Here is a 24,704-nt window from a genome sequence, read left to right as displayed (position 1 = left end):
ACTTATAGCTCCTTCCCAGGCTCTCCCGCCGGATATGGTGTTTTCTCTAATTGATCACCAATCCATGAGTCTCCATCTTCCCAAAACTCCTTTTTCCAAATCGGAACAATTTGTTTTATGCGTTCCATAATGTATTCATTCGCCTCATAAGCCGCTTTACGATGCGGTGTTGAAACAGCAACAACAACCGCGATATCAGAAATTTGCAGTGTACCGATGCGATGTGTAATCGCAACGTGTGTACCTGGCCACTTCTCTTTCACTTCTGAGCCAATTTTCTCTAGCATCTTTTCTGCCATCGTTTTATAAGCGACATATTCTAAGTATAATGTACGACGCCCTTTCGTAAACTCCCTAACCGTTCCAATAAATGTTGTAACAGCACCACATTCGCGGCGAATAACCTTCTTCGCTACCTCTTCAATCGAGATTTCTGTATCAATTACTTCATAATACGTATTTGTCATTTCGTACTCCTTACCGTTTGTATAAACCAGTCTATATACAACTCTTCTTCTGTTATATGAAATACTTTATATTCTTCTCGTAAGTTTGCGGGAGCATCATGCCACGTAATAATCGCTACTATATTTTCTACTTTATGTAAAAGTTCAACGTCTTCCGCAGAACGAAGTAACACTACTTTCGGATAGCTCTCTTTTTTATAGCCCTCTATTAAAATTGTATCCACTTCAAAAAACTCATATAAGCGAATAATTTCTTGCAAGGACCATTCCTCTCTTAATGACGACAGTGAAAGTAATCCAGCGCCTTCTACACTACTGACAACAGCACCAGCCTTTCGGTGCCTTTCACTATCTTTTTGCGCTACTTCTGGAAAACCTCCGTGCCCGTGATGTTTAATGGCAGCAACTTTCATTTTCTGTTCAGCTAACGCATGCACTATTTTCTCAACAAGCGTTGTTTTCCCGCTATTTTGATACCCTACTATTTGTAAGATTGAAGGGGTTTTTCCCATGGCCAATCACATCCCTCGGCGTGCTCTAACAACAATACAGTTACTTTCATCCCTGCCTCAAATCCTCTCGTTCCTCCAGGCAACACAATAAAAGCATTCGCATCGGCAAGTGAAGAAACCGCACTCGATTTATCTAAACCGACCGGCATCGCTTGTAATACCCCTTCCGCGATTGTTACCTTTGCTCTTACAAAACGAGTAAATGGATTTGGCTTTGGAAAATCTTTTTGCAAAATAGCATCAGCTCTATATACGTGAGGCTCTTTCACATACAAATATGTTTTTATAACCGGATGCACAAATAACTCAAAGCCTACGTAGCAAGCTGATGGATTCCCTGATAAACCGAAAAGTAACTTCCCATCAACTTCAGCTACTGTCGTTACACTTCCTGGTCTCATTGCTATTTTATTAAAGAGTACATTCGCTTGTAATCTTTCATAAATGGCCGGCAAGTAGTCATAATCTCCTACCGACACACCGCCTGTCGTAATTAAAATATCAACCTCATCCATCGCCGATTGAACAGCTGCAAAGCATGCATCTAACTCGTCAGCAAGTTGGCCATAATAACGAACTTTCCCTCCGGCTTTCATAATTTGAGCTGCAATCATATAAGAGTTACTGTTTCTAATTTTCCCCGGCTGTAACGACTCATGTACTTCTAACAATTCACTTCCTGTCGTCACGATACCAACAACAGGCTGTTTTACAACTTTCACAGTACTATATCCAAACGTCGCTAATAAGGCCGCAACACCTGGATTAATTGCAACACCTTTCTTAACGAGAACTTGATTTTGCTTTATATCTTCCCCTTTAAATGACACATTGTCACCACTATGAAAAGGACGCTTTACCTTCATATATGTTTTTCCGTTCTTCTCAAACCCCTCCGTCAGCTCTAGCATTACGACTGCATTACATCCCTCTGGAATAGCTGCTCCCGTCATAATACGAACCGCTTTAAAAGGCGCTACTTCATCTAAAAAAACAGATCCTGCTCCGATTTCTCCTATTACTTCAAACTCAATCGCATTCTCTTGATTTGCTTCTTTCGTATCTTCTGCTCGAATTGCGAAACCATCGTAAGGAGACCGATCAAAATGAGGAACGTCATGATCAGAGACAACATCCTCTCCAAGAATTCTCCCGTAACTTTCCGCAATAGAAACTTCTTCTACTTCACCATTCTTCGTATATTCCATTACTCTCTTTACTGCCTCAGCAACTTGAATCGGAATTCGTTTTTCTACCATCGTTTCTCACCCCATATTTGCAATTTTTTTTATCTCGATTAAACTTTATATATTAAATAGAAATTACTTCAAGGAGGAATTCCATGTCTTCATTCACACACTTTAATGACCAAGGACGCGCGAAGATGGTTGATATAAGTGACAAAAAAGCAACCGTTCGAACAGCAATTGCGTGCTCTAGCATTGTCGTTACAAAAGAAATTTACGATAAAATCTCTCACAATGAAATTGGGAAAGGTGACGTACTAGCAGTTGCACAAATCGCAGGTATTATGGCTGCGAAACGCACTTCTGATATTATCCCAATGTGCCATCCTTTATTATTAAAAGGTGTTGACGTTTCTTTCGATTGGAAACAATCCGAAGAACAATATCGATTACTTATTGAAGTAAAAGTTAAAACAGAAGGTAGCACCGGTGTTGAAATGGAAGCTTTAACAGCTGCTTCCGCTACAGCTCTTACTGTGTACGATATGTGCAAAGCTGTTGATAAAGGTATGATTATTGGCGAAACGTACTTATTTGAAAAAACAGGTGGAAAAAGTGGAGATTATACGAGAAAGTCTTAATCTTCTCTCCGTTGAACCTAAAGGGCTCCCTTTAGGTTCAACCTATATATCTTGCATATAAGCGTTTTGCTACATTTATATCATTCGTCCCATGAATAAACGCCCTGCCATCTGTAAATAAAACAAAACGAAATTCCTCCACCGGAAAGGATAATAAATACGGAGTAGCTTTTACATTCACACTTCTTTGTAAGCGCTTTTTAATTTCTTCTAAATTAAATTCATTCCGCACACCTGGACGGATTTGTACTGTATTTCGGCCACATAACACTTCTGTTTTCGTTTGTGCTTCAAATGTTAAACTCGGATATGTACGTAATCTTCCGCAAGATAAACATGTGTCTTTTTTCTGCCTATTCACTTTAAATGCCATCTGTTGATTATTCCAAAGATCAAACGATAACATCGTTTCGCGAAGCGCCCCATAGTCTTCTACTAATATTTTCAGCGCTTCCGTTATTTGATGTGCAACTACTAATTGCACGGCCGGCTGTATAATACCCGCCGTATCACATGTTGCCCCGCTCGCTGGATGTTCCATTAAACAGCGGAAACACGGTGTTTTTCCTGGTAAAATTGTATATGTTACTCCGTAGCTTCCGACACAACCACCATATATCCACGGAATATTATACTTTTGTGAAATATCATTAATAAGAAGACGTGTTTCAAAATTATCTGTCGCATCTAATATTAAATCTACATCATTCACTAACGCTTCCATTTCTTGCACTGTTACATCCGTCACAACCGGGTTTATTTCCACCTCAGAATTAATCGCTTTTAAATGCTCCGCCGCTGCTACCGCCTTTGGTTTATATTGCTTTGCATCTTCTTCTGTATATAATTGTTGTCTTTGTAAATTACTCCATTCTACATAATCACGATCCGCAATTGTTATTTTGCCAACACCTGCTCTAACAATTGCTTCTGCATTCGCTGCACCGAGAGCACCAGCGCCGATAATAAGCACATGCTTCTCTCTAATTTTTCTCTGTCCTTCTTCTCCAACACCAGAAAATAATATTTGTCTTGAATATCGCTCCTGCATACGATAGCCCCCTTTCTTATCCTCCTATATAAGACATTTCAATTTTCGGACGATTCTTTGCACTTTCTTCTGTCCGTTCATCCGAATACCTGTCTTTTCTATTCATCCATACATTTTGTATAACGCTTACTAACTCATCATCTGAAAGATTTCCTCTAAGAAGCTCCCTTACATCCAATCCTTCTGTCGCAAATAAGCAAGTATAAAACTTTCCATCTGCCGAAATTCTTGCTCTCGTACAAGAGGAACAAAATGACTCTGAAACAGAAGTAATAAAACCGACTTCGACATTTGTTCCAACGTAACGATATCGCTTCGCAACTTCACCGAAATAATGCGCTTCAGCTGGCTCAAGTGGATACACACTATGAATCATTTCAATTAATTCTTGCTTTGTAACGACTTGGTCAAAGTTCCATCCATTTGTACTACCAACATCCATAAACTCAATAAACCTAAGTGTGATTCCTTGCTCTTTAAAATAAGCAGCCATCGGAAGTACTTGATGGTCGTTCATTCCTTTTTTCACAACCATATTTACCTTTACATCAAGCCCAGCTTCTTTTGCAGCCATAATTCCCTTTATAACAGGTTTCGTATTGATATTCCGGCCATTAATATCCTTAAATACATCGTCATCTATTGCATCTAAACTAACATTTACTCTATGTAATCCAGCTTTTTTTAATGCTTTTGCTTGTTTCGTTAAATGAATTGCATTTGTCGTTAACCCTATATCTACTAACCCTTCAATTTTCACGAGACGTGCAATAAGTTTTGTTAAATCTTTACGCAGCAGTGGCTCGCCACCAGTAAGTCTAATTTTTCGTACACCGATGCTAACAAATAGTTTTGCCAAACGTTCAATTTCATCAAACGTCAGTAAAAACTCATCTTTCAAAAAAGCATAATCTGGCCCAAAAACTTCCGCTGGCATACAATATGTACATCTAAAATTGCAACGATCAATGACAGATATGCGCAAATCTTGAAGTGGGCGTCCAAAAAAATCTGTAACCATCTCCTGCATCGCCACCCTCCCTTTCTGCCAAATTTCTCTCTTTTCATTCTATTATAATATATTTTCGAACTGCGATGTTTTTGCTCAAGTGAATAAAGTGAAACTTTCCTAACCAATTAGACTACCTACAAATAACTAGATAAAGTGAAACTTTAATCAGCCCTCACCAATCGGGCTTTTACGGGCAATTAATGCGAGATAAAAAACCTTGAAGCATAAAAGCCCCAAGGTTTTCTCCCTATTAACTTAACCTAATAATAGTTAGCGTAGCTCCTGGTGTTGTCGTAGATAATGTAGCTATTGCAAGTAATCCAAATAACTGCAGACTAATAGCGGCTCCAGCAGGCAAATTAGCAATGATTGTCGCATTAAACGAACCTGTAGCTACTGCTGGTGAATTAACGGTTCCTGCAAGTTGAACCCCGTTTACAGTTATACGTGAACTTACGAGTAAAGCTGCCGTTATATTAATTGTATAAGCTATATAATAATTCCCTGCATTCGCAACTGTGAATACAGTATTCGTACCGTTAACAGTGATCCCTGGTCCAATATTTTGATTGTTCGGTAACGGTACATTCGTACCACCTAACAGAACAGAAATAGCACTTCCTGATGTATTATTTGCAAATGAGTACGTTGCAGTTGTACTAACTCCGGTCACACCCGTTGCTCCCGTGGCCCCGGTTGCTCCCGCTCCAGTTGGGCCTGTTGGACCTTGAATTCCTTGCGAACCGGTTGGACCAGTGGACCCTGTTGGGCCTTGGGAGCCTGTTACTCCCGTTGGACCTTGGATTCCTTGGGGGCCTTGAATCCCTTGAGGACCTGTCGCTCCGGTTTCTCCAGTGGATCCCGTTGGGCCTTGTGGACCTTGAATTCCTTGAATTCCTTGCGGGCCTTGTGCTCCGGTTGCCCCAGTATCCCCTGTTGGGCCTTGTGGACCTTGCAATCCTTGCACGCCTTGCGGACCGGTTGGCCCTATTTCTCCTTGAACACCTTGAATTCCGGTTGGGCCTTGTGGACCAGTCGGACCTTGCACCCCTTGTATCCCCTGAATTCCCTGCGGACCTTGTGCTCCGGTTGCCCCTGTCACACCTTGGATTCCTTGGGGGCCTTGATCTCCTTGAATTCCTTGTGGACCGGTTGGACCTTGAATTCCTTGCGGACCCTGGATTCCCTGTGGACCTTGATCTCCTGTTGCTCCCGTTACTCCTTGTATCCCTTGAGGCCCTTGCACTCCTTGCGCGCCTGTTGGACCTTGGATTCCTTGCACACCTTGAATTCCTTGGGGTCCCTGTAAGCCCGTCACCCCAGTTGCTCCTGTTTCTCCTGTCGCTCCTGTCACTCCAGTTGAGCCTGTCGCCCCGGTATCTCCAGTTGCTCCTGTCTCCCCGGTTGCTCCTGTCGGTCCAGGTGGTCCACCGGATGGACCTGTCACTCCCGTCGGACCTGATGGCCCCGTTGGACCACTCGGTCCTGCTGGTCCTCCAGAAGGACCAGTTACCCCTGTTGGACCGGTTACTCCAGTTGGGCCTGTAGTTCCTTCCCCTGTCGCACCAGTTACGCCCGTATCTCCTGTTGCTCCCGTCGGACCTTGGCCCCCTTGAATTCCCTGTGGCCCCTGCACTCCTTGCGCACCCGTTGGACCTTGAATTCCTTGAATACCTTGCACGCCCTGTGCTCCCATTGGACCTGTTGGGCCTATTTCCCCTTGAGTACCTTGCACTCCTTGCGGGCCCTCTGGACCTGTTGCACCTATATTCCCTTGTACACCTTGAATTCCAGTTGCTCCTTGTGCTCCTGTTGCTCCTGTTACACCTTGAACCCCTTGAATTCCTTGAATTCCTTGTTGACCTTCTGGACCGGTTGCTCCTATTGGCCCTTGAATTCCCTGTATACCTTGCGGACCCTCTGGACCGGTTGCTCCAGCTGGTCCTGGCACCCCTTGTATTCCTTGCGGACCTTGAAGTCCTTCTGGTCCTTCTGGTCCTGTTGGTCCGATCTCACCCATCGGGCCTTGAATCCCTTGAACTCCTTGTGGTCCCGTTTCTCCTGTTGGACCTGGTACCCCTTGAATTCCTTGTGGACCTTGATCACCAGTTGCTCCGGTCACACCTTGTGGTCCAATAGCCCCCTGTATACCTTGCGGACCTTGATCTCCAGTTGCCCCTGTTATCCCTTGAATTCCCTGAACTCCTTGTATTCCTTGTTCACCAGTTATGCCCGTCGGACCCGGAATACCTTGAATACCTTGCGGACCTTCTGGACCTGTTGGTCCAATTTGCCCTTGAACCCCTTGTATTCCTTGCAATCCCTGTACTCCTGTTTCTCCTGTACTTCCAGTCGGTCCTGTATTTCCCGTTACTCCAGTTACACCTGTACTTCCTGTTACCCCTGTATTTCCCGTTGCTCCCGTCGCACCTGTACTTCCACTCGGTCCACCTCCTGGACCTGTCGCACCAGTTGCCCCTGTCGGACCTGGTGGTCCTCCAGATGGACCCGTTATCCCTGTTGGACCTGTTATTCCAGTTGGGCCTGTAACCCCTTGACCAGTTGCTCCTGTTGTCCCCGCACTTCCACTCGGTCCTTGTGGGCCTTGTATCCCTTGCGCTCCTTGTATTCCTTGTGGACCTGTTGCTCCCGGTAACCCTTGCACTCCTTGAATTCCTTGAGGTCCCTCTGGCCCGGTAGCTCCAATCGGCCCCTGTAACCCCTGTATCCCCTGTATACCTTGTGCCCCAGTCGCTCCGGTCGGACCAATCGGACCTTGTAACCCTTGCACTCCTTCTGGTCCTGTCGCTCCCGTTTCTCCTTTTGGTCCCCTCAATCCTTGTGGCCCCTGCTGTCCTTCTGGTCCTGTTGCCCCCATTGGTCCAACTGGCCCTTGAATCCCTTGCACTCCTTGAGGTCCTGTCGGGCCCCTCTCTCCCATCGGACCTTGAAATCCCCTTGGTCCTTGTGGTCCAGTCGGACCTTGCGGGCCGGTTGGACCAGTAATCCCAATACCAGTAAATCCCGTTGGAACGGGAGGAAAGGTAGGCCCAATAAGATTTGGTGAAATTCTGAAATTAGAGTTTAATGAATTTTGTTTATCGCGCTCTCTCACACTTTCACCACCTACACACTATCTTTTTTACATTAAACAAACCTCTTCTTAATGTGTATTTACAAAAACAATCTCCAAGACTATTTTTATTTGAAATAATAAAAACTCCCTTAATTCTTTAAGGGAGTCCAGCAGTTGAATCCAAATTATCTGTATTTGGGACGGCTTGTGCTATACCCGATACATTTGTACCTTGCCCCATATTTGTTCCTGTTACAGTACCAGCCGGAGTACCTCGTGTATATGTTGTCGTCACCGAATCTCCAGGCTGTAAACAAAGCTTTGTCTCCGTTCCTATTACTGTAACAACATCAATCCAAGTACACCCCATTGAACCACTATACGATTTCGTAGCAGTAAAGGACGTATCACTCAAATTATCACCGGTAAATATATTCCCAGTGTTATTCACAATAATAAACTCTTTTATACGAGCAGGCATAATTACACTCTACCTTTCCTCTATGAACCTAATGTACGTGTACTCGTTGCTAATGGCGGAAGAAACACTGATGTTCTAATCACTGCTTCTGACTGTCTTTTCCCATTTAAAAAAATAGCTGCACTCGATCCTCCAGCACCTGCATATATTTTCGCTACAGCTAAAGGTGAGATATCATAACAGTCACCAACATTAACAGCCCCTGTATTATTAATAATTTTTACTTTCCGCAAGTTAATCCCCATTTACCTATCCCCCTTTTGTACACTGTATGCAAAAGAAAAAAACTTGAAACAAACACGTTTCAAGTTTTTTAGCTACTTATTTCGTTTCACCTTCATATTGAAGCATACCGCCAACCATGTTCATTGTTTTAAATCCTTGCTCATTTAAATAATGGCATACATTTTCACTGCGCATTCCCGAGCGACAAATAAAGATATATTCATTCTCTTTATCAAAGAAATCTACTTTATTTGGGATATCACCCATTTTAATATGTACAGCTTCTGGAATTTTCCCTGCTGCTACTTCTTCATCTTCCCTTACGTCTACTAAAAATAACGTTTCTCCACTTTCTAAACGCTCTTGCACTTCTTCTGTAGTAATTATTTTAACTTCTGTCATATGTCGTTCCTCCTTATATACAATAAAACCTTTAATCTCTTCTTTAAACAACCATTTCTCATCAATTTTAGCATGCGAAAGAAAGAACGCAAAGATTGGAAATTTTATTTCTCAATTTTCCTGCAAAACTTATTCTTTACAAACATAACTCGTGCATTGTATCCTCAATATACTTGTTTTATGAAAGGAGCCAATGAAAATGACACTTTTTCTTTTCATTACGGGCATCATTTTCTTAATCGCCGCAATTATTGCACTTAGTATGAAGAATAATAAAAAGATAAAATCACCACAAGAAATGTCATTCTTATTTCTATTGCTTAGTATCGCATTCTTCGGTATAGCAATTGCCACTTATATTTTCCGTCTACAAATCATGTAAAAAAAGGTGCCTACTACATACATCGCACCTTTTTCACACCATTTATTCTCTACACCAAACTAGATACTTTCCGATTTAAAAATTCATAAACTTTCTTTTCAAATAAATGAATATCAAATGCTCCCGCCATATGCCCATTTATACTTTCTATCTCATACACTTCCGCATACTTCCCTTGTTTTTGCAAAATGTCTACCATTTTATAATTATAACGTGACGGCTGAAGCAAATCTTGTTTGCACGGAATCATAAGTACATTTGCTTCTATGTTAGACAGTGCCTCTTCTAAAGACGAAAATCCATGCGCAATATCATGTAATAAAACTGCTTTCGCAGTGTATATCCACGAATTTGCATCTACTAACTCTATACTTCTATATGTCACTTTATTTATTTCTTTCTCAAATGATGTTAATATCGAAAATTTTTCATAAGGTTCTACTTCTATACTATTACGAGGGAATGTTGTTTCATAAAAATGCTCATCAAATGCGTTCATAAACATCATTCTATTTGCTAAATGAAGTCCCTTCATTGGCTGCTCTTCTCCATATTTTCCGCCCTTCCAACTTGGATCCAGTTGAATAGCCTCAATTGCATTTTGTGCTACATTTACCGACGTAATAATTGGATTTTGCGGGTTCGTAATAACACCAATCATCCGCTCTACCATATGAGGATAATGAACAGCCCATTGCTGCGCAATCATCCCACCAGCTGACGGTCCCATTACAGCATGTAACCTTGAGATTCCCATATCTTTTATTAACTCATATTGCATACGAGCTACATCAAGAAATGTAAAAACCGGAAAATCCATCGCATATTCATCTCCAGTTTTCGGATGAATCGATTTCGGTCCCGTTGTAAACACATAAGGGTTCTTCACCTGCACATTACAAAGATTATCAGTGCATATAACAAAATATTTATTTGTATCAATTGCTTTTCCCGGCCCAATTAAACCATCCCACCAACCAGACTCCCCATCATGCGCTGTATATTTTCCTGCCGCGTGACTCGTTGCACTAAAATAATGGCATACCAAAATTGCATTTGACCTTTCTCTATTTAAAGTACCATACGTCTCATACCCCATTTGAACAGGAATTCCCCTACCATTTTCAAACGTAAACTCTCTTAAAACAAATTTTTCTTTTTTTACAAATTGCACAGACTCGCCCTCTTCCCGTCATAGTATGAACTGCTTACTAAAGGATTTTTTCTATGCAAACCATTCTCCTCCTTCTTTTCATAAATAAATGAATAATATACAAAATTAGCCACAAAATAGCACTATATTACACAATCAAAGAGGGCATACATATGATCTGGAATTGGCTACGTAAGAAAAAAAAATCAAATACGACAGAGAAAAACGAAACAGATAACTCGGAGCAACAGCCTAACAATCAAGAGGATGATAACAAAGAACAGACTAGAAGTATGAAACATAATAAAGATAGCAATAGCGAACAAAAAAAAGAGGAACACAAAGAGCCTTCTCAGGATCCGCAGCAACAACAAAATTCTAAACAAGACGACTCGAATCAGAATCAACAACACTCTAAACAAAACGACTCCGATCAGAATCAGCAACACTCTAAACAAAACGACTCCGATCAGAATCAGCAACAACACTCTAAGCAAAACGACCCGGATCAGAATCAACAACAATACTCTAAGCAAAACGGCTCGGATCAGAATCAACAACACTCTAAACAAAACGACTCCGATCAGAATCAGCAACACTCTAAACAAAACGACCCGGATCAGAATCAACAACAACACTCTAAGCAAAACGGCTCGGATCAGAATCAACAACAAAATTCTAAACAAGACGACTCGAATCAGAATCAACAACACTCTAAACAAAACGACTCGGATCAGAATCAGCAACACTCTAAACAAAACGACTCCGATCAGAATCAGCAACAACACTCTAAGCAAAACGACTCGGATCAGAATCAGCAACAAAATTCTAAACAAGACAACTCGGCCCAAGATCAACAGCAAAGCTCTAAGCAAGATAACTCATCTCAAGATAAACAGCAAAACTCTGGAAATAATAGTATTTATGATTTTACGAAACCAGAAAAAGACCGTATTCATTCTCTACAAGATTTAATAGCAAAGCTTAAACAGTCTAGTGATTTTGTTAATTATCACACATCTGATGATGAAACGATGCCTTATTGGATTTCTTACTATCGTCCTTCACTTGATGGAGAGAAATTACAGAAATATTTAATGCCTATTCTGTTAGAACGACCTTGTACTTCATTAGAAGAGCTAAAAGAACATATTCCGATGAGTGGTATTACAATTACGAACGACTTACAAAAAATTGAGGACATGGTTTTAAAGGGACATGCGATTATTCAATTGAATCAGCAAGATCAAAAGTGTATGCTTGCAAACATTGCAATTGATACTTACCGGGCACCAAGCCCTCCATTAAATGAATCAACAGTTATCGGTCCACAAGAAGGCTTTGTAGAAGCTATTGATACGAATATTAATTTAGTACGAAAACGCCTTCCTGTTTTAGATTTACAAACAAAAGAAATGATTGTCGGCGAATTTTCCAAAACGAAAGTTGTCATGATGTATTTAGACAACCTCGCCGAAAAAGATAATGTAGATTTTCTCGAGGAGTCATTACGTGCTCTTGAATATGATCAAATTAATGATAGTGCTTATATACAAGAACTAATGGGTGAAAAGTCGATTTTCCCTCTCTATATCAATACAGAACGTACTGATAGAGTGACAAAAGCACTCATTGATGGGAAAATTGCTATTTTTGTGGATGGTTCTCCAAGCGTTTTACTAACACCTGTATCCTATTTCGATTTTTTCATTTCACCAGAAGACTATAACGTCTCTTGGTTATACGCTACATTTTCACGCATTTTACGCCTTATCGCTGTTCTATTTTCAATCTGTGCTACACCTTTATATGTTGCAGTTTTAAATTATCATTATGAACTCATTCCGAGTGATTTACTTGAAACTTTGATTTTATCAAGGGCGCAAGTACCGTTCCCACCTTTAATTGAAGCACTCTTTTTAGAACTCGCAATCGATTTATTAAGAGAGGCTGGCGCGAGGTTACCGATGAAAGTTGGTCAAACACTCGGTATTGTAGGGGGTATCGTAATCGGACAAGCATCTGTACAAGCTGGTTTAACGAGTAACATTTTATTAATTATCGTTGCCTTATCAGCACTTGCTTCCTTTATTACACCTATTTATAAAATGGGTAATGCAGTTCGATTACTACGTTTTCCGTTTCTAGCATTCGCAGAAATAGGAGGGCTCTTCGGGATTTCTCTTGGATTTATCTTTTTATTTACTCATCTATTCAGGCTTACTTCCTTACGTAAACCGTACGCTTTGTTTTATCCGACAAGACAACAATCCGTTAAGGATTCTTGGATTCGTTTTCCTTTAACAATGATTGATACAAGAGATGTACAAGCAAGACCACAACATGTAAAAAAAGCAGCAAAAGGAATTTCAACAAAACATAGATCAGACTTCGATGAGTAAGAAATGAGGTGCATTGATGAGTAAAGTTCAAGAAAAATATCAAATATCTCCTATCTTTGTTTTCTTCTTAATTCACAGTGCACAGTTTGGTGCTGGTGTTCTCGGGTTCGCTCGAATTATTGCAAAAGCTGCTGGATACGACGGCTGGATGGGGGTTCTCCTCACAGGAATCATTATTCATATTCTCATCTGGATGATGTATTATTCATTAAAAAATGTAGAGGGAAACTTAATTGATTTACACAAACAACTTTTTGGAAAATGGATTGGAAATGGTATTAGTATCCTTTTTATGATTTATTTTTTTATTGTAAGCATTTCTGTTGTTAGAACTTATGTCGAAATCATTCAAGTGTGGATGTTTCCTAGTGCATCCACCTGGATGCTCACATTCTTTTTATGTTTAATAAGTTATTACATTATTTCATCAGGTTTTCGCGTTATTGCAGGAATTTGTGTTATTTCTGTTGGTGGGACATTAGGTTATCTTTTTCTAAGCCTTTTCATTTTAAAATTCTCACATTGGGATAACTTACTTCCAATATTTTCACATTCTTTTACCGATATTTTGAAAGCAGCTCAACTATCTATTTATAGCATGACAGGATTTGAAATTTTCCTGATGATTTATCCATTTGTTAAAGAGCCAGAGAAATCCCATAAATTCGCACAATACGGGGCATTATTTTCCAATATTCTATATTTGTTTAGTACCATTCTCGCTTTTACATTCTTTAGCGAAAAACAACTACTCAAAACAATCTGGTCTCAACTGTCCATGACACAAGTTATTAAGCTTCCTTTTATTGAGCGACTTGAGTATATTGCTATTTCTGGTTATGCTCTCGTTATTATTACCAGCTTTATCCTACCTTTATGGGCCGCAACTAGAGGAACGCATGAAATCTTTCGTGTGAAGCAACGAGGTATTTTAATCGCATTTATGCTTATCACCTTAGTTGTTTCACAACTTCTAACGAACAGGCATGATATTAATGATTTTATTAGCAATGTATCTAAAGTTAGTTTTTGGCTTATCTATGTATACATCCCAATTCTATTTATTATTGTGTGGGTGAAAAAACAATGGAAAAAATCAAAAGAAAATTAATACTTCTTATTTGCATCAGTGTCTTCAGTCTAACTGGTTGTTTACAAAAAAATATTATTGATGATGTTCAGCTCATTCAAGGAACTGCCTTCGATACAGCAAAAGATAATAAAGTAAAAGTTACATTCGTTTGCCCCGTACAAAAAAAGGGAAATAAAGTTCAAGTCTATGAAGGAACAGGAAACGCAGTAAAACAAGTAAAGGCAGATACATCTTTAGAATCTTCGCAACCGTTCGCAAGCGGTCAAATGCGTGTTGCCTTATTCACAACAAAGATTGCTAAAAAAGGATTATCAACTTCCTTTGATACATTGATTCGAGATGTGAATATTGGTAACTCACTGTATGTTGGACTATTAGAAGGCAGTGGTACTGAACTATTTAAAGGAAAATATAGTACCTCTTACAATGTTGCGATTTATATAAAAAAAATGTTAGAACATAATATGGACACTGGGCCTTTGCCAACTGACAATTTGTATTTAGGTGCCTTCAGGTACTACCGTGAAGGACAGGATTCCTATATGCCTATCCTAAAAAAACATGGAGATAAAATAAAGATTACTGGTATCGGTCTCTTGAAAAAGGATAAGTTAGTCGGCACAATTAAGTACCACGATATGTTTGTTTTCAAAGGACTGCTAGAAAAGCACCGCCTAGATTCACATGAATTTAAAACCAATCCTGGCTATGCAATGATTAATAACATCCGTTCCGTTCCTACCTACGAAGTAACTATAAAAAATGGAAAACCGTCTTTCTATATTCATGTGAAAATGGAAGCTCGTATTCAAGAATTATCTCGAAAATTCAACTTAGAAAATAAAAAGAACACGCAAAAAATAGCGAAAGCGGTTGAGAAACAGTTAGATGCAAAAGCTACAAAACTAATTAAACAGTTTAAATCCTTAAATGTTGACCCTCTTGGACTTGGAGCAAAATATAGACAACATTATCGTCCATTTAAATTAGAAGAGTGGCGAAAAATGTACAAAGATGTGCCAATTAAAGTAAAATACACCGTTAATATTACAAATTCTGGTGTAATCGAATGAGAAATGATTGAACTCCTCTCTCCAGCATGATACAACGGATAGAGGAGTTTTTATTTTAGATAGAGAGAGAAGATATTTATGGGGGAGCTTATGTCTAAAAAATTAGTAAAGCCTATTTTAAATGGTATTTTATTTCTCGGCGTCTTTTTATTTGCTCATACATACTTAAAAAATGTTTCCTTCACACGTTATTTACTTGTCGTTATACCAATGTTGCTCGTTGGTATGTTTGGCATCGATCTTATTTTATCCATTTTAATAAAAGAAGAAAAATAACGAGCAGGGCTGTCCCAAGAGTATTGCGGGATGGCTTTCTTTTTAACGGGTTTTGTCATTAAGTCGATATAATCTTTCACTATCGCTATCTTAACTAAAAGATGAAACTTTTGAACAGTCCCTTTTCATTTCATAATCACCCTATGTTACAATGAGATTCGGACAAAGCGAGAAAGGATGAAACAACATGACAAACGAAAAAGGTTTAGATAAAGGGTACGAACTTGTTGCAAAAATGCATGAAGAGTTCGGACATCCTGTGACAAATACTCCAACAAAACTAACAGAAGAGCGTGCAAAAATCCGTGCAAGTTTTATGCAAGAAGAGCTAGAAGAATTTCTAGAAGCGACGACTGTTGAAGATCAATATGATGCACTAATTGACCTTATTTACTTTGCATTCGGAACGTTTGCCGAAATGGGCGTACGTCCTGATAAAGGATTCGAAATTGTAAATAACGCAAACATGGCAAAACTATTCCCTGATGGAAAACCTCGATTCCGTGAAGGTGACGGCAAAATTCTAAAACCAGAAGGCTGGCAAGCACCAGAACCACAACTTCGTGCTGAAATCGAACGTCAGCGCAAAGAAGCTGAAAAAAACTGCTAGGATTTCCTAGCAGTTTTTTATTATGTCTTTTTTCCTGCGATTCATTAATGACCCACGTGTCCCGCGTGTCCTGCTGCTCCACTAATGCTAGCTGCTCCTGCCGCTGCTCCTGCTGCTCCCGTTCCAATTCCACCTGCCCAAGGAGAAGATTGTTGCTGTTGTTGATATTGCTGATATTGTGGGTGTTGTTGACCCTGCTGGCCATGTTGACCGTGTTGGCCTTGGTGACCGTGTTGACCTTGATGACCGTGCTGACCGTGGTGATGTACTTGTTGTTGATGACCATGGTGACCGTGCTGACCGTGGTGACCTTGATGACCTTGATGACCGTGCTGACCTTGATGACCGTGCTGGCCTTGGTGCGTTTGATAAAGAACAGCTTGCGGATGAATGTGGTGGTGACCGTGGTGATGTACTTGTTGTTGATGACCATGGTGACCGTGTTGGCCTTGATGATGATGGTGTCCATGATGACCGTGTTGACCTTGGTGATGATGGTGTCCATGATGACCGTGTTGACCTTGGTGATGATGGTGTCCATGATGACCGTGTTGACCTTGGTGATGATGGTGTCCATGATGGCCATGTTGGCCTTGGTGATGATGGTGTCCATGATGACCGTGTTGACCTTGATGGTGGTGATGTCCATGATGACCGTGAACAACTTGCGGATACCCACCTATTCCTCCAGCTACAACACCTACTCCCGGTACCGGAAATCCGGTCTGCACTCCTCCAACGAAAGAAGGAAATGTAGTTGGTGCTCCTACTGGAAATCCTGTCTGTACGCCAGCTACTGATGTCGGAAATCCTCCTGTTACTGTAGGCATTCCAGCCCCTGATGTCGAAAATCCCCCCATTGATGTAGGCATTCCAGTTTGCATGCCAGCTACCGATGTTGGGAATCCTCCTGCTGCTCCACCCATCCAGCTCGGAATTCCACCGTATCCTTGTTGGCCAGCCCCTCCCATCCAGCTCGGAATTCCACCGTACCCTTGTTGGCCAGCTCCTCCCATTAACATCATTTGTGTATAACTGTCCGATTCGCCTCCGAAGAAACCATGTGGTGCATTATTGTCCATCCCTTTCATTCCTTTCACCTCTTCTACTCAATTTAGCCTACCTTTTTTATCATATTTCCTATAGAAAAATAGGTGTTTGTCTGTATGGGAATTCCGCTCCTTTTTCTTCTTTCATGCTAAAATTAATTAACTGAATATTTTTTTAGGAGGTATTTCCATTGAAAAACGTAACAAAGGCTTCTATCAATGACTTAGATGCAATCTTACATATAGATATTGATGTAATCGGAGATGATAGTAGACGAGATTATATTAAACATACTATCAATGAGGGCAGATGCATCATTGTAAAAGAGAACAATTCTATCTCTGGTTTTCTAACATACGATACAAATTTCTTTGATTGTACTTTCCTCTCATTAATCATCGTTTCGCCAGCGAAAAGAAGGCACGGCTATGCAAGCTCGTTAATCTCATATATGTTAAGTCATTCTCCTACTCAAAAAATCTTTTCTTCGACAAACGAATCAAACGATAGTATGCAGAAAGTTTTTAGTACGAATGGATTTGTACGTAGTGGAATAGTTGAAAATTTAGATGAAGGAGATCCTGAAATTATTTTCTACACAAAAAAGCTCAGAGCATAGATGCTCTGAGCTTTTTTAAAAATACATTAGTTTGCAACAACGTTAACAAGTTTTCCAGGAACAACAATTACTTTACGAACTGTTTTCCCTTCAATTTGGTCTTGAATTGCTTCAAGTGCAAGTTGTTCCATTTCTTCTTTTGATGCGTCTTTACTCATTGTTAGTTTTGCGCGAACTTTACCCATAATTTGAACAACGATTTCAACTTCATCTTCTACAAGTTTAGACTCATCAAATGTTGGCCAGCTTGCATATGTGATTGTTTCATTGTATCCAAGTTTGCTCCATAGTTCTTCCCCGATGTGAGGTGCAACTGGTGCAATCATTTTTACGAAACCTTCTACATATTCTTTCGGAAGTGTTTCAGCTTTATATGCATCGTTAATGAATACCATCATTTGAGAAATCGCTGTGTTGAAGCGAAGCTCTGCATAGTCTTCTGTTACTTTCTTCACTGTTTGGTGGTAAGCTTTTTCAAGCTCTTTATTTGGTGCATCAGTAATTTTCTCACTTAATTCACCATTATCTTGAACGAATAGACGCCATACGCGGTCTAGGAAACGACGAGCTCCGTCAAGACCATTTTCAGACCAAGCAATCGAAGCATCTAACGGTCCCATGAACATTTCGTATAGACGAAGTGTATCTGCACCATGGCTTGCTACGATATCATCAGGGTTTACAACGTTACCTTTTGATTTACTCATTTTCTCGTTGTTTTCACCTAGAATCATACCTTGGTTGAATAATTGTTGGAACGGCTCTTTCGTTGGAACTACACCGATATCATATAATACTTTATGCCAGAAACGAGCATATAGTAAGTGAAGTACAGCGTGCTCTGCTCCGCCGATATAAATATCAACTGGAAGCCATTGTTTTACTTTTTCAGGATCTACAAGTGCTTCGCTATTGTTTGGATCGATGTAACGTAGGTAATACCAGCAGCTACCAGCCCATTGTGGCATTGTATTCGTTTCACGACGACCTTTTTTACCAGTTTCAGGATCAACAACGTTTACCCACTCTTCAATGTTAGCAAGTGGTGATTCACCTGTACCTGAAGGACGGATGTTTTCTGTTTTCGGAAGAACTAATGGTAATTCTTCTTCTTTCACAGCTGTCATTGTGCCATCTTCCCAGTGGATTACTGGAATTGGCTCACCCCAGTAACGTTGACGGCTGAATAACCAGTCACGTAGACGGTACGTTACTTTTTGATTTCCTGCGCTCGTTACTTCAAGCCATTCAATCATTTTTACGATTGCTTCTTCTTTATTTAAACCATCAAGGAATGCTGAGTTTACGTGTGCACCATCACCTGTGTATGCTTCTTTCGTAATGTCTCCGCCTTTTACAACTTCCTTCATTGGAAGATTGAATACTGATGCGAATTCATAATCACGCTCATCGTGAGCTGGAACTGCCATTACAGCACCTGTTCCGTAAGTTGCAAGAACGTAATCAGCGATCCAGATTGGTAATTTCTCACCGTTTACTGGGTTAACTGCGTAAGCACCAGTGAATACACCAGTTTTCTCTTTCGCAAGTTCTGTACGCTCTAAATCGCTCTTCATTTTAACAGAGTTAATGTAAGCTTCTACAGCTTCTTTTTGCTCTGCTGTTGTAATGTCTGCAACAAGCGCATGCTCTGGAGCAAGTACACAGTAGCTCGCACCAAATAGTGTATCAGGACGCGTTGTGAAAACTGTGAATTTCTCGTCTGTACCATCGATGTTGAAGTGTACTTCTGCACCTTCAGAACGACCGATCCAGTTACGTTGCATATCTTTTAAGCTTTCTGGCCAATCAAGCTCATCTAGATCCTCTAATAGACGATCTCCGTAAGCTGTAATTTTTAACATCCACTGTCTCATCGGACGACGCTCAACTGGATGTCCACCGCGCTCACTCTTACCGTCAATGATTTCTTCATTTGCAAGTACTGTACCAAGTGCTGGGCACCAGTTTACAGGTACTTCATCAACGTAAGCTAAGCCTTTTTCAAATAGTTTTAGGAAGATCCATTGTGTCCACTTGTAGTAGTTTGGATCTGTTGTATTTACTTCACGATCCCAATCGTAAGAGAAACCTAATGCTTTAATTTGATTACGGAACGTATTAATATTAAGCTCTGTAAATTCTGCCGGGCTGTTTCCAGTATCAAGTGCATATTGCTCTGCTGGAAGACCAAATGCATCCCATCCCATTGGATGAAGAACGTTATATCCTTGCATACGCTTCATACGAGATAAAATATCTGTCGCTGTATAACCTTCTGGATGTCCTACGTGTAGGCCTGCACCTGATGGATATGGGAACATATCTAGTGCATAAAATTTTGGTTTTTCTGTCTCATCTGGCGTACGGAATGTTTTATTCTCTTCCCAGTACCCTTGCCACTTCTTCTCAATATTTTGATGATTAAAGCTCATGAGATACCCTCCTTGAAATTCTATTTATTTTCACCGCCCAAAATACAAAAAACCTCTCATCCCTAGAAAGGGACGAGAGGTTATAGATTCCCGCGGTACCACCCTAAATTAATGTACAAATATACATTCGCTTAGATCCGTAACGTGGATTAACGGCAATTGCTACTATTAGTTTCACAACTGCAACTCAAAGGCGAGTTCATAACGAAACGTGGATTGACTTACACCGACCGTCAACTCTCTAAACCAGCTTCTATTACTACTACTCCTTCTCACTGTTATTACAAATATAAGTTAATGTGAACTACCCATCACTTCGTATCTCTAAAGAGCTTACTTGAAGCTAAGGCTTCTCGGTTAATCGTTACTCTTCATAACTAACGAATTAGTCTTAGGACAGCCGAGCTATCTCCCTTGTTCCAAAGGTTGTTTTATTTAAATATATTCTAAAACATGTTACATGTTCCGTCAAACTAAACTGCAATTTTTTCTTCAACTGTTTCTTCTACTTTTACTCGTTTATCATACATACTCGTTGCAATAATCGCTACTACAAGCATTACCATGATCGCTATAAACAATACTTCCATATTGTATAAATCAACAATTGCTCCGCCAACGACCGGTCCGAACATTTTCCCTACAGTCGCTGCGCTATTTACAACGCCTTGATAAAATCCTAACTTATCTTTTGGCGCAAGTATATTTGCAATGGTCGGAACTGCTGGCCATACAAATAACTCACCAATTGTTAATGTTACCATCGCAACGAGGAACATCGTAAATTGCTGCGCTTGACTTAATACAATGAATGACGCCGCAAAAATGACGATTCCAATCATAATTTGTTGTTTTAAAGAACGCTTCATCCAGCGAATTAGCATACTAACTAGTGGCTGCGCACAAACAATCATCGCTCCGTTTATCGTCCATAATAAACTATAATGGCGGAGGCTAATATTTAATTCCTGCATATGTGTTGCAATTGCCCCTTGCCACTGTACATATGTAACCCAGCATAAAGCATATGCTACACATACGATAAGAAGTGCTTTGAATCCAGGTGTAAGTGTCCAGCCTTTTTTCGTTTCGACTTCTTTTTGCACTCCTGGCTCTTTCTTGTCTTCCATACCACGGAATCCAATAAAAGCAATTAAGAAGAAAACAAAGTATAAAATAAAATTAGCTAAGAAAATATAATCAAAACGGTAAGATGCAACTAAACCACCGCACGCTGTTCCGATCGCAATACCAACGTTTTGTCCAACATACATCGCATTAAATGCTCGTCTTCCGCCCTCTGGCCAAACCGTACCGACCATCGCATACATCGATGGGAAGACCATTCCAGAACCAAAGCCGATTAATGCTAGCCACACAACATATAACGGCCAACCGTGGAAGAACACAAGACCTAAAATCGATACGAGTGTAATAATAATCCCTAATAAAATTGATTTATAACCGCCCCATTTATCAAATAAAACACCGCCGAGCAAGTTTCCGATTACACCAGTAAGCGAGTTGATCATTAATACCATTCCGGCCACAGATAAAGATTTCCCTAGGTGATCATGCAAATAAATTGTATTAAAAGGCCATAAAAAAGAAGCACCCGTGACATTAATAATCATCCCAGCTACTAATAGCCATACTTTCCTTGGCATAGTCTCCCCTCCTATTCTATTTTTTCGTTCATCTATAACAGTAAAATTGTAGTCGTTTTTAAATAGGAAGGCAACTGATTAATAGTTGATGAAATTCAGATAATGGTTTTTCGGTAAATGAAATTATATAAATTGTCACTTAAAAATATATCAGTGATTTTGGGAATCTATCGACTTACCGAAAAAAAACGACATCAACAACAATATATAAAAAAGGGAGACTGCATGACGTTCATGCAGTCTCCCTTTTTGTATACTATCCAACTTCTTTTTCTCGCTTCGCACGTTCTTTCGCACTCCATTTAAAGATTTTATCTAGTAAGGAATATATTCTCCAAGACTCTTTCGTTAATAACGGTCCTAACGATGCTAATATTAAAACGTACAGTGCAGAGAACGGTTTAATCGTTGCCATTAAACCACCCGCAATGCCGATATTGGCTACAATAATGGAGAACTCTCCGCGTGATACGAGTGTTAAACCAATATTCGTAGAAGCCTTATGCGATAACCCGGCTTTACGTCCCGCCATCATTCCAGCTGTAAAATTACCGATGAGCGTAATGAAAACTGCTCCTAATGCCAACCACACTGCTCCTCCAAGTGAAAACGGATCTATACTTAAACCGAAACTGAAAAAGAATATGGCTCCAAAGAAGTCACGAAACGGAACGACGAGATGCTCAATCCGATCACTATGCTCTGTTTCAGAAAAGACGAGTCCTAACAATAATGCTCCAATTGCCTCAGCAACATGAATCGTTTCTGAAAATCCTGCTACAAAGAATAAAATAGCGAATATTACGATAATAAAAATTTCATTTGACGAAATATCTAATACTTTATTTAGAAACGGCGTAGCTTTTCTAGCGATTACAAAGAATAGTAGCATATACCCTACCGCGATTAACACCGATGTAAGAGCACCTACAAATGATGTTGCACCACCGAGTACTAACCCTGAAACGACTGATAAATATACAGCTAAAAAGATATCATCAAACATAATGATTCCTAATATTAATTCAGTCTCTTTATTACCAGATCTTCTTAAATCAACAATTACTTTCGCAACAATTGCACTCGATGAAATTGTAATGATTCCAGCAATAATTAACGTTTCTAATAAAGGGAAGCCCATAACATATCCATAAAGTAAACCTAATATGAAATTAAGCGATATATGAACACTACCCCCAAAAGCAATCGACTTTCCTGATTTAATTAATTTTTTTATTGAGAATTCTAAACCTAAATAGAATAAGAGGAATATGACGCCAACACGGCCTAGGAAGGAAATAACTTCTCCGCTTTCAATAAACCTTAAATCGATAAGTCCTAAATCTGGGGCATGAGGCCCCACTAACATACCGAGTATAATGAGAAACGGAATAATCGAGAACTTTAACTTCGCAGCGAGGATAGCTGCAAAAGCTACTAATACTAACGCAGTTCCAACTTCAAAGATTAAAGTATCCATCGATTAGGAATCACCTCCTGCTGAAAGCAATTCATTAATAATTCTTTTCACTTCATGTCTTTCACCCGATAATACGAGCATATCGCCAGCTTCAATAATAGAGTCTGGACCTGGATTAAAGAATTTCTTCATATTCTTTTTCAAAATAGCAATAATCGTTACGTTATATGTTTTTCTGACATGTAAGCTACCAATTGTTTGTTGTACTACTGGTGCATGATTCTCCACCTTAAACCATTCAATTGATAATCCTTCAAAAGCCATCTCAATTGTGTCTAGCGCTTGCGGCCTATATACCATTCCGCCTAATATAGCCGCAATTTGTCTCGCTTCAGAATCACGAAGAGAAATGCTTGAAATACTCTCATCGTGATCCGCATCAAAATGATACATTTCTCTTCGGCCATCATCATGAATAACGATAACCATTTTTTCATTACCTTTTGTGATTACTTCAAACTTACAACCAATACCCGGTAGTTCACTCTCTCTAATATTCATATTTTCCGCCTCCTAAATTTTTTAGTTACGGCTTTTACAAATCTACATCAATCTCTGTTTTAAACTTCTCATCTTTTGAGATTCCTAAATACTTGAGCGTCTCTGATGGAGTCGCGTGATGAAAATGCTTTTGCAATAGCGCAATCGCTATTCCTCTTTTGTACGCATGAAATCCAAATGTTTTTCTCATTGAGTTCGTTCCAATCTTTCCAACAATCCCAACCGCTTCAGCTGCGCTATGGATAACACGATACGCTTGTTGGCGTGAGATTGAATTTGTCGTTTTATTAGATTGAAATACGTAGTTTTCTCTTCGAGCATCAATAGATTGTGCGTACTCTAAAAGGGCTTCTTTTACTTTTGTATTTAAATAAATATCTTGTTTAAATTTTTCATCTTTTACAGGAAGAGAATAAAACTCTTTAACAGTTCCATCTTCATTTAATACCTCTTCAAATTTCATACTAAGTAGCTCAGTAATCTTTAATCCAGTGTTGATCCCAATAACAAATAAAAGATAATCTCGCTGCGAGTGCTCTTTTAAATACTTTTTCATATCCTCAATTTGGCTTATATCTTTTAATGCCTCTACAACTTCCATACATGTATCTCCTCATCTTATGAACGGTAATTTTCTCATTATCCTGTCCATTTTACCTTATCATGCTATGAGATTTCCATGTATTATCCATTATTTTCACAATATACTCTTACGACAATTTTTCATTTGGAAATTTATGATTGTACAAATACGGTGTGGGTAGAAAAAATAGGGGGTACAAATTCAGCTTCTTCCTATAGATCGGATTCCTCCTTTCACTTTTCGGTTGCTGATACTCATATATTATGTTACTTATTTACATTATATTATATATTTCAGTAACATTAAAGTATTTTTTCTGAAAATAC

24 protein-coding genes and 1 other annotated feature are annotated in these 24,704 nt (G+C 39.7%); of the genes, 8 read left to right on the top strand and 16 right to left on the bottom strand.

Annotation, left to right across the window (positions count from 1 at the left end; translation table 11 throughout):
* Positions 1-2 precede the first annotated feature (2 nt).
* The 3 genes from moaE to ILT06_RS00885 are packed head-to-tail and all read right to left on the bottom strand — an operon-like array spanning position 3 to position 2,238.
* Entirely contained in the window at positions 3-467 is a 465-nt protein-coding gene (gene moaE / locus ILT06_RS00895; protein ID WP_000185929.1) for a molybdopterin synthase catalytic subunit MoaE, read from the bottom strand.
* A complete protein-coding gene (gene mobB / locus ILT06_RS00890) occupies positions 464-979 on the bottom strand; it encodes a molybdopterin-guanine dinucleotide biosynthesis protein B (protein WP_064474531.1) in 516 nt (171 codons plus the stop codon). The genes moaE and mobB overlap by 4 nt, the downstream gene beginning before the upstream one ends.
* On the bottom strand, positions 949-2,238 hold the full coding sequence (locus ILT06_RS00885) for a molybdopterin molybdotransferase MoeA (protein WP_064474530.1): 1,290 nt from the start codon (positions 2,236-2,238) through the stop codon (positions 949-951). Before ILT06_RS00885 ends, mobB begins: the two co-directional genes overlap by 31 nt.
* An 83-nt stretch (positions 2,239-2,321) precedes the next feature.
* On the opposite strand from ILT06_RS00885, the gene moaC reads away from it, so the two are divergent.
* Positions 2,322-2,807 carry a cyclic pyranopterin monophosphate synthase MoaC gene (gene moaC / locus ILT06_RS00880; RefSeq protein WP_000094144.1) on the top strand — a complete coding sequence of 162 codons (486 nt, stop codon included), beginning with the start codon at positions 2,322-2,324 and terminating at the stop codon, positions 2,805-2,807.
* Positions 2,808-2,844: 37 nt separating this feature from the next.
* Here the strand turns inward: moaC and ILT06_RS00875 are convergent, their stop codons facing one another.
* From ILT06_RS00875 to ILT06_RS00850, 6 genes are all read right to left on the bottom strand, one after another.
* Positions 2,845-3,858 (bottom strand): molybdopterin-synthase adenylyltransferase MoeB, encoded by a 1,014-nt coding sequence (locus tag ILT06_RS00875; protein ID WP_064474529.1) that lies wholly within the window; start codon positions 3,856-3,858, stop codon positions 2,845-2,847.
* Between the two features lie 16 nt (positions 3,859-3,874).
* Positions 3,875-4,888, bottom strand: a complete 1,014-nt coding sequence (moaA, locus tag ILT06_RS00870) for a GTP 3',8-cyclase MoaA (RefSeq protein ID WP_064474528.1) — start codon at positions 4,886-4,888, stop codon at positions 3,875-3,877.
* Positions 4,889-5,120: 232 nt separating this feature from the next.
* A complete protein-coding gene (locus tag ILT06_RS00865; RefSeq protein WP_088047659.1) occupies positions 5,121-7,985 on the bottom strand; it encodes a BclA-related collagen-like exosporium protein in 2,865 nt (954 codons plus the stop codon).
* Between the two features lie 118 nt (positions 7,986-8,103).
* Complete coding sequence (locus ILT06_RS00860; protein ID WP_064474526.1) at positions 8,104-8,427, bottom strand: hypothetical protein; 324 nt, start codon at positions 8,425-8,427, stop codon at positions 8,104-8,106.
* A 20-nt stretch (positions 8,428-8,447) separates the two neighbouring features.
* Entirely contained in the window at positions 8,448-8,672 is a 225-nt protein-coding gene (locus ILT06_RS00855) for a spore germination protein (protein ID WP_064474525.1), read from the bottom strand.
* Positions 8,673-8,748: 76 nt separating this feature from the next.
* On the bottom strand, positions 8,749-9,054 hold the full coding sequence (locus ILT06_RS00850) for a rhodanese-like domain-containing protein (protein WP_064474524.1): 306 nt from the start codon (positions 9,052-9,054) through the stop codon (positions 8,749-8,751).
* Positions 9,055-9,253: 199 nt separating this feature from the next.
* On the opposite strand from ILT06_RS00850, the gene ILT06_RS00845 reads away from it, so the two are divergent.
* Positions 9,254-9,436 (top strand): hypothetical protein, encoded by a 183-nt coding sequence (locus ILT06_RS00845; protein WP_000171896.1) that lies wholly within the window; start codon positions 9,254-9,256, stop codon positions 9,434-9,436.
* A gap of 49 nt (positions 9,437-9,485) precedes the next feature.
* Here the strand turns inward: ILT06_RS00845 and ILT06_RS00840 are convergent, their stop codons facing one another.
* Positions 9,486-10,610, bottom strand: coding sequence for a homoserine O-acetyltransferase family protein (locus tag ILT06_RS00840; RefSeq protein ID WP_064474523.1), 1,125 nt, complete (start codon positions 10,608-10,610; stop codon positions 9,486-9,488).
* A gap of 152 nt (positions 10,611-10,762) precedes the next feature.
* Here ILT06_RS00840 and ILT06_RS00835 point away from each other — a divergent pair, with 152 nt between their 5' ends.
* The 5 genes from ILT06_RS00835 to ILT06_RS00815 all read left to right on the top strand — a co-directional run bounded on the left by ILT06_RS00835 (position 10,763) and on the right by ILT06_RS00815 (position 16,043).
* A complete protein-coding gene (locus ILT06_RS00835) occupies positions 10,763-12,991 on the top strand; it encodes a spore germination protein (protein WP_098101737.1) in 2,229 nt (742 codons plus the stop codon).
* A 16-nt stretch (positions 12,992-13,007) separates the two neighbouring features.
* Positions 13,008-14,102, top strand: a complete 1,095-nt coding sequence (locus ILT06_RS00830; RefSeq protein WP_064474522.1) for a spore germination protein — start codon at positions 13,008-13,010, stop codon at positions 14,100-14,102.
* Positions 14,078-15,157, top strand: a complete 1,080-nt coding sequence (locus ILT06_RS00825) for a Ger(x)C family spore germination protein (RefSeq protein ID WP_088047661.1) — start codon at positions 14,078-14,080, stop codon at positions 15,155-15,157. Before ILT06_RS00830 ends, ILT06_RS00825 begins: the two co-directional genes overlap by 25 nt.
* Positions 15,158-15,247: 90 nt before the next feature.
* A complete protein-coding gene (locus ILT06_RS00820; RefSeq protein WP_000038782.1) occupies positions 15,248-15,433 on the top strand; it encodes a hypothetical protein in 186 nt (61 codons plus the stop codon).
* A gap of 187 nt (positions 15,434-15,620) precedes the next feature.
* On the top strand, positions 15,621-16,043 hold the full coding sequence (locus ILT06_RS00815) for a pyrophosphohydrolase domain-containing protein (protein WP_048562049.1): 423 nt from the start codon (positions 15,621-15,623) through the stop codon (positions 16,041-16,043).
* Positions 16,044-16,087: 44 nt separating this feature from the next.
* Here ILT06_RS00815 and ILT06_RS00810 read toward each other — a convergent pair whose 3' ends face one another.
* Positions 16,088-17,143 carry a hypothetical protein gene (locus tag ILT06_RS00810; protein ID WP_222654766.1) on the bottom strand — a complete coding sequence of 352 codons (1,056 nt, stop codon included), beginning with the start codon at positions 17,141-17,143 and terminating at the stop codon, positions 16,088-16,090.
* Positions 17,144-17,283: 140 nt separating this feature from the next.
* Here ILT06_RS00810 and ILT06_RS00805 point away from each other — a divergent pair, with 140 nt between their 5' ends.
* Positions 17,284-17,712 carry a GNAT family N-acetyltransferase gene (locus ILT06_RS00805; protein WP_064474519.1) on the top strand — a complete coding sequence of 143 codons (429 nt, stop codon included), beginning with the start codon at positions 17,284-17,286 and terminating at the stop codon, positions 17,710-17,712.
* A 26-nt stretch (positions 17,713-17,738) separates the two neighbouring features.
* Here ILT06_RS00805 and leuS read toward each other — a convergent pair whose 3' ends face one another.
* The 5 genes from leuS to ILT06_RS00780 form a co-directional block, all read right to left on the bottom strand.
* Positions 17,739-20,147 (bottom strand): leucine--tRNA ligase, encoded by a 2,409-nt coding sequence (leuS, locus tag ILT06_RS00800; RefSeq protein ID WP_064474518.1) that lies wholly within the window; start codon positions 20,145-20,147, stop codon positions 17,739-17,741.
* Positions 20,148-20,212: 65 nt separating this feature from the next.
* Positions 20,213-20,432 (bottom strand) — a binding site (T-box leader).
* A 188-nt stretch (positions 20,433-20,620) separates the two neighbouring features.
* Positions 20,621-21,814: an MDR family MFS transporter gene (locus tag ILT06_RS00795; RefSeq protein ID WP_064474517.1), complete on the bottom strand. Its 1,194-nt coding sequence runs from the start codon at positions 21,812-21,814 to the stop codon at positions 20,621-20,623.
* A gap of 256 nt (positions 21,815-22,070) precedes the next feature.
* On the bottom strand, positions 22,071-23,294 hold the full coding sequence (locus ILT06_RS00790) for a cation:proton antiporter (protein WP_048540797.1): 1,224 nt from the start codon (positions 23,292-23,294) through the stop codon (positions 22,071-22,073).
* A gap of 3 nt (positions 23,295-23,297) precedes the next feature.
* Positions 23,298-23,795: a cation:proton antiporter regulatory subunit gene (locus tag ILT06_RS00785; protein ID WP_048540799.1), complete on the bottom strand. Its 498-nt coding sequence runs from the start codon at positions 23,793-23,795 to the stop codon at positions 23,298-23,300.
* A gap of 34 nt (positions 23,796-23,829) precedes the next feature.
* Positions 23,830-24,396, bottom strand: coding sequence for a tyrosine-type recombinase/integrase (locus ILT06_RS00780; RefSeq protein WP_064474516.1), 567 nt, complete (start codon positions 24,394-24,396; stop codon positions 23,830-23,832).
* Positions 24,397-24,704: the final 308 nt, after the last annotated feature.

Origin of the sequence: Bacillus sp. 17RED48 (genome assembly GCF_019837545.1) — a bacterium.
GTDB classification, from domain to species: Bacteria; Bacillota; Bacilli; order Bacillales; family Bacillaceae_G; genus Bacillus_A; species Bacillus_A wiedmannii.
This window is presented reverse-complemented; position numbering and strand designations above follow the sequence as displayed.